The sequence below is a fragment of the Serratia sp. JSRIV004 genome (assembly GCF_019968705.1).
GTDB lineage: Bacteria > Pseudomonadota > Gammaproteobacteria > Enterobacterales > Enterobacteriaceae > Chania > Chania fonticola_B.
This window is the reverse complement of sequence record NZ_CP074140.1, coordinates 4,092,167-4,110,041: the sequence shown is the minus strand read 5'-3', so window position 1 is coordinate 4,110,041 and position 17,875 is coordinate 4,092,167. Positions and strand designations below refer to the sequence as shown.

General features: G+C 51.3%; 15 protein-coding genes and 1 pseudogene. 11 read left to right on the top strand and 5 right to left on the bottom strand.

The window, feature by feature from the left end; translation table 11 throughout:
* Positions 1 to 13: 13 nt before the first annotated feature.
* Positions 14 to 391 carry a dihydroneopterin triphosphate 2'-epimerase gene (gene folX / locus KGP21_RS19655; RefSeq protein WP_021178565.1) on the bottom strand — a complete coding sequence of 126 codons (378 nt, stop codon included), beginning with the start codon at positions 389 to 391 and terminating at the stop codon, positions 14 to 16.
* 157 nt (positions 392 to 548) lie between these two features.
* Complete coding sequence (yfcG, locus tag KGP21_RS19650; RefSeq protein ID WP_021806021.1) at positions 549 to 1,178, bottom strand: GSH-dependent disulfide bond oxidoreductase; 630 nt, start codon at positions 1,176 to 1,178, stop codon at positions 549 to 551.
* A gap of 382 nt (positions 1,179 to 1,560) precedes the next feature.
* Here yfcG and KGP21_RS19645 point away from each other — a divergent pair, with 382 nt between their 5' ends.
* From KGP21_RS19645 to KGP21_RS19615, 7 genes and pseudogenes are all read left to right on the top strand, one after another.
* Complete coding sequence (locus KGP21_RS19645) at positions 1,561 to 4,164, top strand: ZirU family protein (RefSeq protein ID WP_223536068.1); 2,604 nt, start codon at positions 1,561 to 1,563, stop codon at positions 4,162 to 4,164.
* A gap of 82 nt (positions 4,165 to 4,246) precedes the next feature.
* A complete protein-coding gene (locus tag KGP21_RS19640; protein WP_223536066.1) occupies positions 4,247 to 4,945 on the top strand; it encodes a ZirU family protein in 699 nt (232 codons plus the stop codon).
* Positions 4,946 to 5,021: 76 nt separating this feature from the next.
* Entirely contained in the window at positions 5,022 to 6,638 is a 1,617-nt protein-coding gene (locus KGP21_RS19635; protein ID WP_223536063.1) for an Ig-like domain-containing protein, read from the top strand.
* Positions 6,639 to 6,745: 107 nt separating this feature from the next.
* The gene (locus KGP21_RS19630) at positions 6,746 to 7,036 is read left to right on the top strand and encodes a chorismate mutase (RefSeq protein ID WP_021806017.1); all 291 of its coding nucleotides are present in this window, start codon (positions 6,746 to 6,748) and stop codon (positions 7,034 to 7,036) included.
* Between the two features lie 296 nt (positions 7,037 to 7,332).
* Positions 7,333 to 7,434: pseudogene (locus tag KGP21_RS19625) on the top strand (GNAT family N-acetyltransferase); the annotation flags it as partial.
* A 123-nt stretch (positions 7,435 to 7,557) separates the two neighbouring features.
* Positions 7,558 to 8,115, top strand: a complete 558-nt coding sequence (locus tag KGP21_RS19620; RefSeq protein ID WP_037375537.1) for a histidine phosphatase family protein — start codon at positions 7,558 to 7,560, stop codon at positions 8,113 to 8,115.
* A 325-nt stretch (positions 8,116 to 8,440) separates the two neighbouring features.
* Positions 8,441 to 8,761, top strand: a complete 321-nt coding sequence (locus KGP21_RS19615; RefSeq protein WP_039995284.1) for a hypothetical protein — start codon at positions 8,441 to 8,443, stop codon at positions 8,759 to 8,761.
* Between the two features lie 420 nt (positions 8,762 to 9,181).
* On the opposite strand, the gene KGP21_RS19610 is transcribed toward KGP21_RS19615, so the two are convergent.
* The 3 genes from KGP21_RS19610 to KGP21_RS19600 form a co-directional block, all read right to left on the bottom strand.
* Positions 9,182 to 9,793, bottom strand: coding sequence for a LuxR C-terminal-related transcriptional regulator (locus tag KGP21_RS19610; protein ID WP_021806016.1), 612 nt, complete (start codon positions 9,791 to 9,793; stop codon positions 9,182 to 9,184).
* A 629-nt stretch (positions 9,794 to 10,422) separates the two neighbouring features.
* Complete coding sequence (locus KGP21_RS19605) at positions 10,423 to 10,746, bottom strand: cupin domain-containing protein (RefSeq protein ID WP_021806015.1); 324 nt, start codon at positions 10,744 to 10,746, stop codon at positions 10,423 to 10,425.
* Positions 10,747 to 10,772: 26 nt separating this feature from the next.
* Entirely contained in the window at positions 10,773 to 11,939 is a 1,167-nt protein-coding gene (locus KGP21_RS19600; protein ID WP_223536061.1) for an oligogalacturonate lyase family protein, read from the bottom strand.
* 431 nt (positions 11,940 to 12,370) lie between these two features.
* Between KGP21_RS19600 and KGP21_RS19595 the strand changes: the two genes are divergently transcribed.
* The 4 genes from KGP21_RS19595 (at position 12,371) to KGP21_RS19580 (ending at position 17,829) form a co-directional block, all read left to right on the top strand.
* On the top strand, positions 12,371 to 13,936 hold the full coding sequence (locus tag KGP21_RS19595; protein ID WP_179251758.1) for an MFS transporter: 1,566 nt from the start codon (positions 12,371 to 12,373) through the stop codon (positions 13,934 to 13,936).
* An 88-nt stretch (positions 13,937 to 14,024) separates the two neighbouring features.
* Positions 14,025 to 16,088, top strand: coding sequence for a right-handed parallel beta-helix repeat-containing protein (locus KGP21_RS19590; RefSeq protein WP_155621761.1), 2,064 nt, complete (start codon positions 14,025 to 14,027; stop codon positions 16,086 to 16,088).
* 289 nt (positions 16,089 to 16,377) lie between these two features.
* Complete coding sequence (gene kduD / locus KGP21_RS19585) at positions 16,378 to 17,139, top strand: 2-dehydro-3-deoxy-D-gluconate 5-dehydrogenase KduD (RefSeq protein WP_021806011.1); 762 nt, start codon at positions 16,378 to 16,380, stop codon at positions 17,137 to 17,139.
* 45 nt (positions 17,140 to 17,184) lie between these two features.
* A complete protein-coding gene (locus KGP21_RS19580; protein WP_021178550.1) occupies positions 17,185 to 17,829 on the top strand; it encodes an RpiB/LacA/LacB family sugar-phosphate isomerase in 645 nt (214 codons plus the stop codon).
* Positions 17,830 to 17,875 lie beyond the last annotated feature (46 nt).

Below are 17,875 nucleotides of genomic sequence, written 5' to 3'. Positions count from 1 at the left end.
GGTAGGGTGAGTGCTAAGCGGTTTCCCGTCGGTAACTCATAGTCATGGAAACCGAGTCGGCATAACGTAGGGCCAGCAATTTATCTATCTCTACTTCAGCATAGGTTACCCATGGATGTTGTTTCACTATGTCGAGCACATCCTGAGTTAATTTTTCCAGTAGCGCGAAGCGGTTGTCTTCGATATGGCGAATGATCGCCTTGGTGATGGTGCGATAGTTGAGGGCATCGCTAATGTCTTCGCTGTTACGCGCCTTGTCTGCCGGGTAGTGGATCGCTACGTTGATCAGAACGTCCTGACGGTTGTTGATTTCTTCTTCCTTGATACCGATGAAGGTGCGTAACCGCAGGTTTTTAATACGGATAATGGCATCGGGTTGCTGGCATGGCATCAGAGATTCTCCGGAGGTCTGATTGTTTGTACTCAGAATACACGGAAAGTGAAGAAAAGATAATGTAGCCAGACGCTTAAAGAGAGCAACGCGGGGGAGATCACACCGGTTTCCCCTCTCCGATGTGTACACGATGCAAGAGAGGGGGAGGGCCGCGTTAGGCTTGATCTGCCAATTTATAGGCGCGTTCCGTGGCCGGGCGGTTGCGGATGCGTTCGAACCAGTTACGCACCGCCGGATAATCCGCCAGATCGATGCGCTGGCGTGGATGCGACACTACCCAGGGATAAGTCGCAATATCGGCAATGCTGTAGTTATCGCCGCCCAGGTAAGGATGCCGTTGCAACTCGGTTTCCAGTACGCCATACAGGCGTTTGGTTTCCTGCTGGTAGCGTTCTATCGCGTAGGGGACAGGTTGTGGTGCGTAGTGGTTGAAGTGATGATTTTGCCCAAGCATCGGCCCAAACCCGGCGACCTGCCAAAATAACCACTGTAGCGTTGCTGCCCGCTCGCGAACCCCTTTGCTGAGCAGTTTGCCGGTTTTCTCCGCCAGATAGAGCAGGATCTCGCCTGACTCAAACAGGCTGATGGGTGCCCCACCGTCAACGGGTTGTTGATCAACGATGGCCGGGATTTTGTTGTTGGGAGAAATGGCCAGAAACGCTGGTGTGAATTGATCGCCAGCACTGATATTTACGCGATGGATACGATAAGGTAAACCAACCTCCTCCAAAAGCAGGGTAATTTTGTGCCCATTGGGAGTCGGTGCGTAATACAGATCAATCATATGATAATACTCCTTATAAAACATCAAGATAAGATGAGCATAGATCGGTTGGTTCGCTTGAGACTATGCGAACATCCGCATGGGCTTTATCGGCGGCCCTGTTGCGGATGCAGAGGGTACTGTTACAGCTTATACGATAGCGTGATGTTCGATCCAGGCTTTGGTCATGCGGAGTATCGCAGATGGGGGGAGGGCGCATGAAGGGTCAACAATAATGGGCAAAATGTCCTCCCATTTGTGAAAGAAGAAAAGCCCTACTACTCTAACTGATATCCCGTTGGAGTAATCCTCCGTGACATTAAAACCTCTAGTTGTGTGGGTTAATGTTACCTTTCAACTGTTATTGCCGTTGAGCCTTTCCTTTGCCCCAGTAATAGCAAAAATGCTTGCCCCAGCTCCTCTAACCAAGCCTGTTACGCTGTATGAAACCGAGCCATATACCTTGTCAGCAGGTGAAACCGTCTATAGCGTTGCCCAAAAACAGCGTATTACGTTGGATGAGCTAAAAAAGGTTAATCAGTTTCGCTCATTTTCAAAACCGTTCAATCAACTGGGGAGCGGCGATGAAATTGATATCCCGACCGCAGCATCATTACGCTTGAAAAACCAGCAAGCAGAAGCTTCCCCAGCGGTACACCCTCCTCAACATAATGAGAGGCTGGCACATGGCCTGTTAAAGGGGACCACACTGTTAGCCGATGATAACACTCCGTTGGCAGCGGCTGGCATGGCGCGTTCGATGGTGGTGGGTGAAATCAATGATTCGGCACAACATTGGCTGAGTTCGTATGGCACGGCGCGCGTTCAACTTAATCTTAATGATGACTTCAGCCTGGAAGGGAGCTCGGTAGATCTTCTGGTGCCGCTTTATGATGATAAGAAATCGCTTTTATTCAGCCAGTTAGGGATGAGAAACCAAGACAGCCGCAATACCGTCAATCTCGGGGCAGGCGTTCGGACGGTGCAAGATAATTGGATGTATGGGGTTAATGCCTTTTATGATCGTGACATGACGGGTAAGAACGACCGTGTCGGTTTTGGGGTTGAAGCCTGGACGGATTACCTCAAGCTGTCGGCTAACAGCTATCTGGCTCTCAGCGATTGGCATCAATCCCGGGATTTTGCCGATTACAATGAGCGCCCTGCCAACGGCTATGATCTGCGGGCAGAGGCTTATTTGCCCGCTTACCCTCAGTTGGGCGGAAAGTTGATGTTTGAGCAGTACCGGGGGGACGAAGTGGCATTGTTTGGCAAAGATGACCGGCAGAAAAATCCCTATGCGATCACCGCGGGGATCACCTATACGCCGATCCCCCTGATCACTATCGGAGCAGAGCACCGTGCAGGTAAAGGTAGCCGTAACGATAGCAGCATCAGTATGCAACTGAACTACCGTCTGGGGGAATCATGGCAGGCGCAAATTGATCCCTCTGCGGTGGCAGCAAGCCGTACTCTGGCCGGTAGCCGTTATGATCTGGTGGAGCGTAATAACCAGATTGTGCTGGAGTACCAGAAACAGACGTTAATCCAATTGGCATTGCCGGATCAAATGACCGGCAGTGCCTTTGAAACCATCAAAGTGGATGCGCAGGTAACGGCGAAATATGGGCTTGAACGCATCGATTGGGATAGCACATCGTTGGTGGCTGCCGGGGGGATGGTTATACAAACCTCTTCACAAAGCATTTCGCTAAAATTACCCCCTTATAGGGCAGGCAATAATAGCTATACGTTAGCTGCCGTGGCTTATGATAATCAGGGCAATGCTTCAAACCGCAGTACCACGCAAATCGTTGTTACCCAACAAAATGTCAGCAGAGTCAATTCCAACATCCAGGCTTCCCCGGCCGAAATACCAGCTGATGGCGCTGCCAAAAGCGTGATTACCTTGAATTTAAAAGACCTTAACAACTTGCCGATTAAGGGAATGGGGGACCAACTGACTGCGGATTTGCAATTTACACCGAATATGGGGGCAGCTCAGCCTATCAGTAACCCGCTGTTGAGTGCCGTTACCGAGACTGCTCCGGGGGTCTACACCTATCAGTTAACGGCAGGGTTCTCCCAGGGAGAAGCTATTATTGCTCCAACCCTTAATGATATCTCTCTGGCTTCAGCTAAAGTTAATTTAATCGCGAGTAGTCAGGTATTGAGCCTGGAAAACTCCCTTTTTAGCGTAGAACCGGCAGAAATTATTGCTGATGGTTTACAGACCAGTACGTTGGAGTTTACCGCCCAGGATACCAATCACCAGCCGATTAATGGGTTAACGGTGGCCTTTGAGGTTACGGGCATTCCCGAAGTTACTCTGAGCGCGGTAACGGAAAATAACGGCGTGTACAGCGCCAAACTGAGTGGAACAGTCGCAGGCACGGTAACCGTAGTTCCTACAGTAAATGGTGCCGCCGTGGAGATGAAGTCACACGACGTGGTGCTCACCGCCGATCGCAGCGCTGCCACCATTGAGCTGAGGGTGATTAGCGATCATGCATACGCTAATGGCGTTGATGTTAATAAGGTTGAAGCAAGGGTAACCGATAGCCATGGCAATCCTATCGATGCTACCGCAGTGGAGTTTGAGGTAGACAATGGTGCGACGGTGCTGTCCCCTATGGCCAGAACAGATAATGAGGGGCTGGTGACGGTGGAGCTTGCCAATGTTAACGCCGGAGTTGTCACGGTTACCGCCTCTATTGGTGACTACCAGGTGAGTACAGAGCTCTCTTTTGTGCCAGAAACACCCGTCAAATTGTTGATATACAGCAACGGCACCGAGCTGGCTGGGCATCCTGTCGTTGGGGATAACCTCCTGGCCGTTGCAATGTGTTCAATTGCCTTGTGTAACGGAATACCAATGAATTATCAGTGGGAAGTGGAGTCATCTGCGGGTTCGGGGGTCTTTGTCGCTATTCCTGGTGCAACCTCAGAAACATTGACGGTGACAGCAAACCTACAGAAACGGGCTATTCGAGTGGTATCGCATTAACACCGGGGTTTTATCATTCTTCCAGGCAGGTCTGGAAGGTGATTCAAACATTGATTTTGAGTACAGCAGAGGAAAGAAAACAATGAACAACAAAATTGGCTCATGCAGAGGGCTGGTTCCTCTGCTATCGGGAATGTTGCTCAGTATGCTGATAGTCGGTTCTGCCTGGTCGGCGGTGACCTCCAGCCCGACTTCCACCGTAAGAGGGCGGGCCCCGGTAGTGACGCAGAGCACCATCGTTTCTGACAATGCCAGTGGCAACGGCTTGATCGATATCGGCGATACCTTGAGTATCGGTACCGCAGGGGCGTTCAGCGATGCGGATGGTGATGCGGCGATACCGGAAACCTACCAATGGCAGGCTGATGGTGCAGATATTGCAGGGGCTACCGGCAACACCTACACCATTGTTGCCGGAGACTTGGGCAAAGCCATTACCGTGTTAGTGACTCCGCACACCGACCCGGCCATTACCGATCCTGCGGTGGGTTTAGTGATTCCTTCCAATACCTTGACCGTTATTGCTGGTGGGACAGTCACCGGTGTGACGGTTACCGGTGAAGTAGGTGGCTATCCACAGGTTGATTCTACTCTGACTGCGACAGCAACCTGTGCGGGGGGGACCTGTACTGGCCTGACCTACCAGTGGCAGCTTGAAACTGGCCAGGGAACAAATACGTACAGCAACATAAGTGGGGCAACCAGCAGCACCTATACTCCAGTGCGGACAGACCAGAGACTGAGAGTCCAGGTTGTTGTCAGCAACCCTGCGGCTCAGTAATCAAGAGTCAGCCCAGGCATGCTTAAGGTGTGCCTGGGTCAGTTGGTTTAACCAATCAGTATGATGGATACGCTGGATGTTGCATCGCAATAATATCTTTAAGGTTTTTGTATTCAGGATATTACTGGTTCTGATCGTCTTGATGAGCCAGGTGGTGCAGGCTGTCCAGCAATCTACCCAGCCAGTTCACGGGCGAGCACCGACCACCACGCTCTCGGTAGACAACGCCAAGCCGCGGGCCGGGGAGGTCATTACCGTGACATCGTCCTTCAATGATGTGGATGGCGATACGGAACAGGGAACGACCTACCAGTGGATGTTGGACGGTGCTGCCATTAATGGGGCAACCAGCCCGAGTTATACTCTGGAGCTCAGCGACATCCTGGCGGGCAGTGAGTTGAACGTGATCGTAACCCCTCAAACCAACCCCGATATTACCCTTCCAAGTGAAGGGCTGCCGGTTCAGCTAGCTAGCCCTATCAATATCAAGTGGCAGCGGATGCTTTCCAGCCTGGTATGGGCCGAGTCTCCCCTGGGGGCGGTTGCCGATGGGCTGGCGGTGAACACCGTACATGCTACCGTTCAGTATCTGGACGGTACACCTGTTGTGGGCGCAACGGTGCTTTTTGATGCCGATAATATGGGCGCGATTTCGGCCAGTGCGCAAACTGGAATTGGGGGCGAGGCAACGGCTTATGTGACGAATGTGATCGCCGGTACCACTCAGGTAACGGCCAGGATTGATGATGATGTTCAGTCGGTCAATACGCTGTTTGTTGCTGGCCCAGTGGAGGTTGTGCATGCGGAAGTCACCCAGGACAATGCGCTGGCCAATGGCATCGACGATAATAATGTGCTGGTCTATGTCGAAGACCGCCATGGCAACAGTATTGAGGGTGAAACGGTAAACTTCACCGCGACCAATGGCGTAACGCTGCTGGCGACCAGTGGTGTGACGGGCAGCAACGGTGAGGTAAAAATAGCCCTGACCAGTGACACTGCCGTCAATAGTGATGTCACCGCCACTGCCGCCAATGGTGTTTCAGCTACCGTCAACGTTGCGTTTTTTGCTGATGTGCAGATGACGCATATCTTGGCCAACGGCGCCTCTTTCTCGGCGGATGATGGCTTCCCGAAAACAGGCTTTACCGGTGCGGAATTTCAGTTGGTGGTTGGCGAGGATCCTGCCGGGAACAGTTCCTATAGCTGGAGTAGCGACCAGAGTTGGGCCAGTGTGGATGGCAGCGGTAATGTGAGATTTAATCAAGAACCTACATCGGCTAATAATCGGGTCACCATTACGGCCGAACATACAGGCAATGGCTCAACGTTAACCTATCAATTTACCGTCAACCGCTGGTTCAGAAATAATAACTATTTCCTTATGGATGTCAGTGAGGCTGCCGCGTGGTGCAGTTCCCAAGGGGGCGGCTACGCGGTGCCGAGCTATAGTGAGATGACAGACCGAACCCCGATAGCCCAGACCGGGGCCAACCGGGATGCCAATGCCAGATTATGGAATGAATGGGGCAGCATGAGTCGATACTCTAGCGGTTGGTTTGCGGGTAACTACTGGGGGAGGGAACTTACCGCTGCCGGTAACGAACGGCATTATGTTTACCTGGGGAACGGTAATTTATTCAGTTTCCCGTTAGACGGCGTAACCTATGTGACTTGCTCAACCTCTCTATAGGCGAATGTGGCAAAGGCAGCAGGACCCGATAGGAAGCTTAAAAAGGGTAGGACAGTCATCGATAGCTATGATAGCGTGTACTTTTAAACTAGTTAGAGAGTACGACAATGCGTTTTTCTTCTATCGAAGACGTAAGAAATGCCATAGATGGTATCGACTCCCAACTGGTTTCACTGATTGCCCAACGTGGCCGGTTGGTGAAAGCAGCCGCTGGATTCAAAAAAGATCAGGATGCTGTTCGCGCTCCTGACAGGGTTCAGAGAGTCATTGACAAGGTCAGGGCAGAAGCCGCGGTGGTTGGGCTCCCCGAAGACATTATTGATAAAGTTTACCGTACGATGATTAACGCGTTTATTGATTATGAGTTGGAACAGCACCGAAGTCTGGTACAAAAGTAGTCTCGGCCAAGGCATTGCGAATAGGCTGGGAGCAACAAGGGCGTGCGGTATATTTCCACACAAACGATTGAATCCCTCATCACAGTTATAGCATTGATGGTTTTGTCTCGCTTGGCTGATCCGGTCGTCCAAACGAAGCGACTTGGAACCGCACTTGGGCAACAAGTCATTTCAAACGGGAAATGCTTCAGGTAGCGGATAAAACGATCGGCCTATTGCAGCAGGGGCTATGGCCTACTAGGGGATAACTACGGGAGCGTAAAGCCCCCCGTCATCCTGAGTGAGAGGGTATCACTATGATAATAGTAGAGAAATCGGATCCATTTTCTTCAGAATCCCATCGTTTAATCGAAATGCTGTCAGCAGAACTTGCCGCTATTACGGGTGATAACGGCAAACCTTGTTCTTCACATGACAAGGGATCTCAGCCAGTATGGTCAACCCTAAATATGGTGGTAGTACACCCTGCTTTCATCGCTATAGTCTACTGCGCCTAAAGAACCACAAACAAGAAACGCTATATGGAAATTATTTTGATGCGTCATGGAAAACCTGCCTGTACAGGCTCTTCGAAAGTAACATGTCGTGAAATGGCTGGCTGGGTTGCACAATATGATCTCTCTGATACGGGCAGCGATATGCCGCCAGAATCCAGTAAATCAATAGCATCCAGCGCATTGCGGATCGTAAGCAGTCCTCTTCCCAGAGCGCTTTCTTCCCTGAACGCATTAGGGCGTGAACCGGAGCTCATCGATGGGGTCTTCAGGGAAGCTGGCCTACCGATATTCCACATGCCCGGTTTTAGATTATCCCCAGCCCTCTGGGCTGCTTTTTTCCGCGTCATGTGGCTGTGTGGTATATCCCGTGATGCGGAGCGCCTGGGAATAGCAAAACAACGTGCTGTTCAGGCTGCGGACATCCTCGTAAATTTTGCAAAAGTATCAAACGGTCCTGTGTTGCTTATGGGGCATGGGGTGATGAATCGGCTAATTGCAAGGGAACTCTTAGCCTTAGGCTGGAAAGAGCATCGTCGCCAGGGTAATGGTTACTGGAATGCCGGTATCTACAAATTACAGTAAGTAAGGATTTTGAAAATACCTCCAATTTATGATTACGTTTTGAGGTGCTTAGCTCAGCTTCTGGCACGAAGCGGACCAGTTAACTGAGCTACAGGTCGGCTATGAGCGAGGAGCGGAAGTTAGTAATGCATACTTACATCGATATGTCTTGAATCATGTGGAGCAGATCACCTGACGTTCTTGTTTGTCGGTTCGTGTGATTTATTTCTCCAACTATTCAATACGATAACCTTATGCAAATCTATAAATAGCAATTGGTTTAATTAATGTTTGATTCCAGTTTGTAGAATAGCGGCTAACCAAATTCATAAGGATTATTCTTCACATGAAAAAATCAATAATTGCTACCACCATTTTAATTGGTGCTTTTTTAAGCGGCTGCGCTGTGCAAAATGATAAAACACAGTTTCAAGGCCTGGGTTTGACATATCAGTCCGATGTCAAAAAACTGGATAATGGGGACTATCTCACTGAGGTAGAAGCAGCTCCTGCTGCAGGTCGTATACAAGGAGCTATTGGCACTGCAACTAAAAAGGCTTCTGATTTTTGTAGGGTACAAAATAAATCCATGAAAGAAGTCAAAACTGATATTGATACACACTTACTTGTTAATGGCGTTGCTCGCCTGACGTTCAAATGCGTTTAAAATACTCCTAAGTTTTATTACTTTGCATAAAACTGAGAGGGCTGTTGTGAAATATGCTCTCTCTGTGCATATTCTTACGGTGACTAGGTGGCAATATAGTTATCCCCTAAAAACGGCCCTTTCCCTGTTAGAGATCTTCCGATATTCACCTATTAAGACCCATTCCTCCATTCTTCATTAAGGGCTAAGGGGGCGGTTTGCTTGAGTTATTTGTAACGTCCGCTCCTGGTACTAAGCAGGCTGCCAGATCTGGTAAGAGCTAGAAGTAACAAGAGTTCCAAAAAATGTGTGGAGGCGAGTGTTACAACTTTGCGATAGCATTTTGTTGGATCCAGAATTTGCTTGTGAGAGGCCCCAACTGGGGGGCGTATGAAGGGGGAGGTTCAGGCCACAGCTATCCTGCTGGCGATGATGACGAGGCTAAAGATGTAAATCCTGAGGCCTTTTACTACAGATCTTTTTCATCGCCCGGTTTTTATAACAGTTGATGGTTTTTAGCCTGAGCTTGAGCTTTTTGGCGATTTCATCAGGCTGTGCACCGCTGTAGATTTCATTGATGACGATCAGCTCTCGGCCGGTCAGATACTGCCGGCTCGTGGCTTCCTCTACCTCGGCATCAAACTCGTCCTGCACCGTTTGGCGAGGGAAAATCGATAGCAAAATATCCTCCACACAGGCATTTTTATCCAGAGTGATAAAGTGGTTGTACATATCCGGGTTGGTCAGGCACAGGCTGTTTTCGTACATCAAGATGATCCTGGCCTCCAGCGTGCCCTGCTCCAGGGCGGCATAGAGCGCAGAACAGGCGCCGTAATAATGAATAAAGCCACAGCTGCAATCCAAAATCAGAAAATCACAGGCGCTATTTTTCAGTTCCGGCAGCGTGTGAGCCTCAAACGTCTCTTTCTCGAAGGGTAATTCATGCAACGCTATTTTATTGTGGGGTAAGGTTTCACCGTGCCTGAGCAGCGCGTGCAAACCAGCGGAGAAATAGCGGTCATTACTCACCGTGTAGATATGAATATCAGGCATAGTTGATCATCCTAATCAGTAATAATCTTAGCTTGTGCGCGGGTTGGCGGATGAGCCGCAATCTTGTCGATGGCGTGCACGGTTTTTTGCCGACTTTCTGAAAATCAGGACGAGTTTCTTACTGCACATCCAGCAACTACCCGCCCCCTCAACGTAGGGGGGAACGTTCCCTGTCAACTCGATGGAAATATCACAATGTGGGCAATAGGCGACATACTCGCAGTAAGCCATGAGATTTACTCATTCCATTGATTTATATTGAAAATTTATATTACATAGGATAGCAGAGTTGTTTTTAATGATCAATAAAATAGATCGATATGATAAAAACAATTGATTTTATCGATAAGTTACCAATTATTTCAATAAAATCAAAAGATAAGAACTGTCCTGTAACTTACCGGTCAATGACTGATAATTACCTATATGCATTCACTGTGTGTATGTGTTTGTGTTTAATTGTTTGGAATATGAATTATTGATATTTCTCGTCTGTGGCCGGTTTGGCGGCAGGCATATTGATGGTGTGGGCAAGGGGAACAGGGTAATTTTCTGCAAGAGGAGGGGGGAATTACTACAGCTTATTGGGTGCCAAATGCTCCCGGCATGATGGCCGGGAGCACATAAGATTATTTCAGAAAATCTTCACGCTGTGGAGTGAAGGTATCCAGTAAGGTTCCGGCCTCCAGGCAGACGCAGCCATGCACCACGTCGGGCTTTTTGTACAAGGTATCTCCGGCAGCGACTTCTTTGGTGACGCCATCGATGGTGAAGCTGAAGCGGCCGGAAAGCACGTAGGTCAGTTGCTCGTGCGGATGGCTGTGCAACGGGCCGACAGCGCCTTGGCTAAAGTTGACCTCCACCGCCATCATGGTGCCGCCATGGGCGAGAATGCGGCGGGTCACGCCGTTTCCTAAGTCTTCTAGCGCACAATCCTGTTTGTAGATAAACATGGTTGTTCCTCAATAAAATAGTGCCATCAAGCAAAGAGATCTTCCGGCAAGCGGGCTAGATACAGCGCAGGTTCTCCCTCAAAATCTGAGGTGAAGAGCACTTGCCGGTTGTCCGGAGTAAAGGATGGGTGCGGATGCGTTACCTGACGGTCACCATTCAGCACGCGCCATGAACTGTTATGTGCGGCCAGACGTGCCTGACGTTTTTGTTTGGCGTCGAACACGTAAAGCCACGGGTCGTTCTCAATGGTGTAGCCTTGAGAATCCTTGATATCGACCGGCGTAGCCGAACCGTCACCCACTAACAGACTGCCGTCGTAGTTGCTCATCAGGTGCGAACAGGCTGGCATGGTCATCACGATCTCATCCTGCCCGGTCTGTGGATCGTAACGGCAGATGTTGCGCTCTTGCTGGCCTTTCAAATAAGAGACGTACATCAGGGCTGAACCGTCCGGCACCCAGAATTCGTGCGTACAGCTCTCGCCTGGGGCATGAGTTTTTACCTTACGCATATTGCTGCCGTCTTCGTTGATCAGCCACATGCGGGCATCAACCAGATCGTGTGGCCCTTCGTGGCAGAAGGCGACGCAGTCGCTATGGTATGGGCGATAGATTGGGTGGCCCAACCAGAGGCGATCCTCATAAATCACGCGTGATTCACCGCTGGCCAAATCGACACGCAGCAGGCGGCAATGCGGGTTTTTGGTGAAGAAGCTGTGGAAAATTTTCCAGTCGGTCAGAGGCTGCCAATCCTGGCGATCGATTTCGATACCCACCAGGCTGGTGCATTCACTGTTGGCAACCCAGGTGCCGTAGCCAACCCACTCTTCAGGCACGCGATACACGGTTTGTTCAGTGCAGTTGCTCAGTTCTACCCGGCGCAACTCACGTTCATTCTTCACGTAATACAGGAAACGATCGTCCGGGGATAAAAAACCGCCGAAGGTGTTATCGCCTGGACCTTCGGTCAACTGCACCGCTTGCTGCCGTTGCAGATCCAGCAGGTAGTAGTTGCGGTTACCGTCAAATTCGCCAGCAAACAACAGCTTACTGCCGTCGTTGGTGAAACACTTCTGGTAGAAGTAGTTGCGGTGGCACAGCACTTCAGGCGGTGTCAGGCGGGTGAGCTGTGCGCCGGTACAGGCATCGGTTGTGCGATGGAAATTGAATTGGTGGATTGAACCTTTAGCCACGATGGCCTCCCTTAACCTTATCGATAAACCGCCGCTGTTCAGACGATCCTTTAATTAAATAAAACATTGTTTCATAAATTTAGAAAAATGATATCAAAGTGACGGATTAGGCCAACCCGAACGGGTGATTTATGAGAGCTACATCGCATAAATCGTTGCGCTTGGCCCGATTGTTAGCGGATCGTGGTTTTGCTCATAGCCAACCAGCATGACGCCATTGCATGCTCGCCACTATAGAAAAAAAACGGATGGGCAATCCCTGATGCTGGGGCCATGGCCGGATGCTGCCCATGTTTTAAAGTTGGTTAAATCAGATCCCCTTATTTTTTATGTGACTTTCATCACAACATTATAACCCGCCTAAAAGTATAAAACGCTATTCCTGTAAAAATGAAATTGCAGTTCATTATTTTTATTTGCGAGAAGAAACGATGACAACGAATGGTATTAACGCTCTGGGTAAGGGAAGAACGGTCAGGCTAGGACATCAGCTGGCTTATGGCGGGGGTAACCTGCTGGGCAGCGGGGCGCTGGCGATCAGCGGTGCCTGGCTGCTCTATTTTTACACCACGTTCTGTGGGCTGACGCTGCTGGAGGCGTCATTCATCTTCTCGGTTGCGAGCGTCATTGATGCTATCAGTAACCCGGTGATGGGCTATCTGACCGATAACTTTGGCAATACCTGGCTCGGTAAGCGCTTTGGTCGGCGCCGTTTCTTCTTGCTGATTGGTGCGCCACTGATGGTCTTTTACCCGCTGCTGTGGGTTGAGGGCTTTGGTTTTTGGTACTACCTCGCCACCTACGTCATTTTCGAACTGATTTATACCTCGGTGATGGTGCCTTACGAGACGCTGGCGACCGAAATGACCGATGATTTCGCCATGCGCTCCAAGCTGACCGGCTATAAAGCGATTTTTGGCAAGATGGCCAACTTCCTGGCGGCGTTTATCCCAGGGCAATTTATTCTGCTTTACGGCAAAGAGTCGGCCCAGCCTTTTCTGTATACCGGCATCACCTACGGCGTGATCCTGTTTACTGCCATCACCGTGCTGTATCTGTTCTCCTGGGAGCGCAAGGATGAAGCAATAGCGGAGGTTAAGCATAAGAAATCGCTGCTCAAAACGTTGGCTTCATTGGCGCGGGATATGCAATCAACCTTCTACCTGCGGGTATTTCGCAAGCATCTGGGCATGTATCTGTTCGGCTTCGGCGCGGAATGGCTGTTTGCCTCGGTATTCACCTATTTCGTGATCTTCGTGCTGCAATACGATCCTGCCATTCTGGCCGGGTTGAACAGCCTGAATGCCATCTTGCAGTTGATATCGACCGCCATCTTTATTGGGCTGTGCGTGAAAAAAGGCTTCAGTAAACCTTATTCCTGGGCGCTCGGTATCGTGATGTTTGCGGTCTGTTGCTACTCCCTGCTGCACTTCTTTAACCTGCCTGCGCATATTGCCACTGCTGCCATCATCGGTATCACCGTGATCTTCGGCCTGGGCACTGGCGGGGTGTATTACATTCCCTGGACGGTGTATACCTTCCTGGCAGACGTGGACGAAGTCTTTACTGGCCGCCGTCGTGAAGGGATTTATGCTGGGGCGATGACCTTCTCCGGCAAGATTATGCGTTCGATAATCGTCTTCACCATGGGGGCGATCCTCAGTTACTACGGCTTCCAGTCCAAGTCTCACACTCAGCCGGAAACTGCCATTACCGCGATCTCCTGGGTGTTCTTTGCTGGCGTGATCCTGTTGGCGCTGATGGCGATTATTTTCAGCAGCCAGATGACGCTCAACCGCCAAACCCACCAGGTAGTGTTGTATGAAGTGGCCCGCATCAAGGCGGGTGGCAAGATCGGCGATATTAAACCCGACGTTCGCCTGGTCATCGAGAAACTGGTGGGGTTGCCTTACGAACAGTGTTGGGGCAACAGCAAGATCTGCCAGAAGATGAACATCACTCCCGAAGTCGCTACCCCTGTGTATAAACCGGCCTAACGGGCCTGATCTCCCGAAAACCCAGTGACAGGATCTTCTCGCCAACATGGCGGGGGGATCCCTACCGATTAAAAACAAGGAAAGGGAAATGAAGATCGTACCTCTGTCGTTATTAATTGCTCTGGCCAGCGTGTGTCATCACGCTGTCGCCGCACCGCTGCCTGCCGCTAATGAACTGGTTTGGCAAGCCATCGCTTTCGGCCAGTCAACGGATGTCAACTTTGCCACCAATGTGCTGCCGGAAAAAGTGGGCACCAATCAGGTGACGATGGCCAATGGCAAGCCGATGCAGGCCGGGCCGTTGAAAATGCCGTTCCACGTCGAAAGCCGGGGGGGCAAAATCGGCAACAGCCATGATGGCCTGACCTTCTACTACACGCGCGTTCCCGCCAATGCCAATGTGGTTCTGGAGGCGGAGGTGACGGTCGATCAGTTTGGCCCGGAAAATATGGCCCTGCCCGCCGGGCAAGAGGGGGCGGGATTGCTGATCCGCGATATCCTCGGCAAACCACGGTTGGAGAAGGTCCAGCAGGGGTATGAGGAGTTTCCGGCGGCATCCAACATGGTGATGAATGCCATCATGACGCAGGATAAAAAAGATCATCAGCGGGTCAAAATGACGCTGATTTCCCGCAACGGCGTGCTCAATTCCTGGGGTAACGCGGGCGTCGAGATCAAACGTGAGGGGTATCAACCTGAGGTCGATCTGCAGAAAACGCCAACCTTCCGGCTGCGTCTGGCTCGCACGGATCAAGGGTTTACCGCGGCCTATGCTCCACTGGGCAGCGACAACTGGGTCAGTAAAACGACCAACGATCCGCACCGCGTCACCAAGCTGGATCCTGAAGGTTACTACGTGGGCTTCTTTGCTTCACGTAACGCACGCATTACCGTCAACCAGGCCAGCCTGACGCTCAGCGAAAGCCAGCTTCCGGCGGCACAGGAGTTTGCAGTTAAAGCGATGCCGCTGCAGATCGAGATCGGTTCTGCGCCAATATCCGCCACGGATGATTACGTCTTCCAACTACGCAGCAATGAGAGTGGCACTCTGTCGCTGAGCCAGGACGGCGTGGTCATTGCCGCAGAGCGTAAGGTACAGGCCGGAGAGATGCTGGCGGTGAAGGTTGCGCTGAAGAAGGCGGAAACCGTGCTGGATTACCGTTTCACTACGGTAAAAGGCAACGCTCAGAGTGACAAGCTGATGGTGCGCAAAGCGCACTATGCCGACGCCGCTAATCTGTATGCTGCGCCACAGGGCAAAGCCGAAAATGATGGTAGTCAGCAGCATCCGCTGGATTTTGCCACCGCCGTGCAATCCTTGACGCCGGGTGGCACGCTTTGGCTGGCGGCGGGGGATTACCCCTTGGCTGTCATACCTGCCTTAGCCAGTGGCACCGCCACGCATGCCAAAAAGCTCCGGCCGCTTGGGGATGGCGTGGTGCTGCACGGGATGGAACTGGCAGCCAGCTATTGGGATATTCAGGGCATCACGGTAACGGAAAAAAGCCTGCGCATTACGGGTAGCCATAACCACCTTGACCGGGTGGTGGCACACCATGCGGATGATACCGGAATTGTCATTTCTTCCCCGGCTAACGCCGACCGGCCACTGTGGGCCAGCCACAACCTGATAAGCCATTCCGAATCATACGCCAACAAGGATCCAGGTCTGATCAATGCGGATGGTTTTGCCGTCAAAATGCGTGTGGGCGAGGGAAATCGGCTGGTCGCCTGCTTCTCGCATGACAACGTGGATGACGGCTTTGATCTGTTTAACAAGATCGAGGATGGCCCGAACGGCAAGGTGATCATTGAGAACAGCGTCGCGCTGCGCAATGTCAATAATGGTTTCAAACTGGGGGGAGAAGGGTTACCAGTGGCCCATCAGGTGACTAACAGCCTCGCCATTGAAAACGGCATGGATGGGTTTACCGACAACTTCAACCCTGGCGCCCTGCAAGTCACCAGCAATATGGCGATTGATAACCAGAGGTTTAACTACATTTTCCGTCCGGGCCCCTATACCACGCAGGACAAGCAGGGCGTATTCAGTGGCAACGTCTCGCTGCGTAGCAAGCCGGGAGAATATGCCGATGCGGTGGTGGGGAACATCGCCGACAACAATGCCTTTTTGTTGCCAGTAGCTCCTTAATGCGCTGTATGCGATATCGATGTAGATAAACCCAGCGGTTATGCCGTTTTTGCTCCGGTGAAAACGGCACTCATCACATAAACAAAAATTACTTTCATTTAAAATAAAACATTGTTTCAATTTTATTGATCGCGCCAAGGATAAGCGTTAGACTTGCGCCATCATGATGACAGGGGCGGGCAATATCGTTCCCCCTGTATGGCAGCAAGCTGCGGACACTGGCGGGATTGCAACGCTATCCCCACTTTTGACAAGGGCCGCTGATGCCCTGAGTACTAAGGACAAGAGCATGATTCTCGATAATTTTTCATTGCAGGGTAAAGTGGCGATTGTGACCGGTTGTGACACCGGGCTGGGACAGGGGATGGCCATAGGGCTGGCTCAGGCAGGTTGTGATATCGTTGGCGTTAACGTGGTTGAGCCGGACGAAACCATCGCCAAAGTTACTGCGCTGGGGCGTCGTTTCCTGAGCCTGAAAGCCGACCTGAGCAAGCTGGAAGTGCTGCCTGAGCTGCTGGAGCGCGCGGTAGCCGAATTCGGCCATATCGATATTCTGGTCAATAACGCGGGCATCATTCGCCGCCAGGATGCGCTGCAGTTTAGCGAAAAAGATTGGGATGACGTGATGAACCTGAACATCAAGACGGTGTTCTTCATGTCTCAGGCGGTGGCCCGCCAGTTTATTGCTCAAGGCTCCGGCGGCAAAATCATCAATATCGCCTCCATGCTGTCTTACCAAGGGGGCATCCGTGTGCCGTCTTACACCGCGTCCAAGAGCGCCGTCATGGGTGTTACCCGTCTGTTGGCCAACGAATGGGCCAGCCACGGTATCAACGTCAACGCGTTGGCTCCTGGCTATATGGCGACAAACAATACTCGCCAACTGCGCGACGATCAGGCCCGCAGCGAGGAAATCCTCGAGCGTATCCCGGCTGGCCGTTGGGGCCTGCCAGAAGATCTGATGGGGCCGGTGGTATTCCTGGCTTCACCGGCGTCGGATTACATCAATGGCTACACCGTAGCGGTAGATGGCGGCTGGTTGGCTCGCTAACGAGACAAAGAATAACCGATTGATTTTATTTGCGGAGAGCAAAAGATGAATATTGCACTGATGATGGAAAACAGCCAGGCGGGTAAAAATGCGCTGGTTCTCGAACAATTGCAGGCGGTTGCGGCTGGCAATCATGATGCGGTGTTCAACGTGGGTATGAGCGATGAGCAGGATCACCATCTGACCTATATCCATTTAGGGATTATGGCCAGCATTCTGCTGAACGCTGAAGCGGTCGACTTTGTGGTCACCGGCTGCGGTACCGGGCAGGGCGCCTTGATGTCATTGAACATCCATCCTGGCGTAGTGTGCGGTTACTGTATCGATCCTGCGGATGCTTTCCTGTTCGCTCAGATCAACAACGGTAATGCGCTGTCCTTGCCGTTTGCCAAAGGCTTTGGCTGGGGTGCTGAGTTGAACGTGCGCTATATCTTTGAGAAGGCCTTTACCGGGCGTAAAGGTGAAGGTTATCCGGTAGAGCGTAAGGAACCTCAGGTTCGTAACGCCGGTATCCTCAATCAGGTTAAGCAGGCGGTGATCAAAGACAACTACCTGGATACGCTGCGTGCCATCGATCCAGAGCTGGTGAAGACCGCCGTGAGCGGCCCTCGCTTCCAGGAATGCCTGTTCTCCAACGGCAAAAAGCCGGAGATTGTGGCGTTTGTCAAAGAACTGCTGGCCCGCGCCTGATGTTCTTCAGGTGGCCGAATTTCGGCCACCTGTTTTCCCCACCGCT

Coding starts and splice junctions, on each gene's coding strand:
- KGP21_RS19605 (WP_021806015.1), bottom strand. CDS start 10,746: ATGTTTATCTACAAACAGGATTGTGCGCTAGAAGACTTAGGAAACGGC.
- KGP21_RS19595 (WP_179251758.1), top strand. CDS start 12,371: ATGACAACGAATGGTATTAACGCTCTGGGTAAGGGAAGAACGGTCAGG.
- kduD (WP_021806011.1), top strand. CDS start 16,378: ATGATTCTCGATAATTTTTCATTGCAGGGTAAAGTGGCGATTGTGACC.
- KGP21_RS19630 (WP_021806017.1), top strand. CDS start 6,746: ATGCGTTTTTCTTCTATCGAAGACGTAAGAAATGCCATAGATGGTATC.
- KGP21_RS19640 (WP_223536066.1), top strand. CDS start 4,247: ATGAACAACAAAATTGGCTCATGCAGAGGGCTGGTTCCTCTGCTATCG.
- folX (WP_021178565.1), bottom strand. CDS start 391: ATGCCATGCCAGCAACCCGATGCCATTATCCGTATTAAAAACCTGCGG.
- KGP21_RS19615 (WP_039995284.1), top strand. CDS start 8,441: ATGAAAAAATCAATAATTGCTACCACCATTTTAATTGGTGCTTTTTTA.
- yfcG (WP_021806021.1), bottom strand. CDS start 1,178: ATGATTGATCTGTATTACGCACCGACTCCCAATGGGCACAAAATTACC.
- KGP21_RS19620 (WP_037375537.1), top strand. CDS start 7,558: ATGGAAATTATTTTGATGCGTCATGGAAAACCTGCCTGTACAGGCTCT.
- KGP21_RS19580 (WP_021178550.1), top strand. CDS start 17,185: ATGAATATTGCACTGATGATGGAAAACAGCCAGGCGGGTAAAAATGCG.
- KGP21_RS19590 (WP_155621761.1), top strand. CDS start 14,025: ATGAAGATCGTACCTCTGTCGTTATTAATTGCTCTGGCCAGCGTGTGT.
- KGP21_RS19635 (WP_223536063.1), top strand. CDS start 5,022: ATGTTGCATCGCAATAATATCTTTAAGGTTTTTGTATTCAGGATATTA.
- KGP21_RS19645 (WP_223536068.1), top strand. CDS start 1,561: ATGCTTGCCCCAGCTCCTCTAACCAAGCCTGTTACGCTGTATGAAACC.
- KGP21_RS19610 (WP_021806016.1), bottom strand. CDS start 9,793: ATGCCTGATATTCATATCTACACGGTGAGTAATGACCGCTATTTCTCC.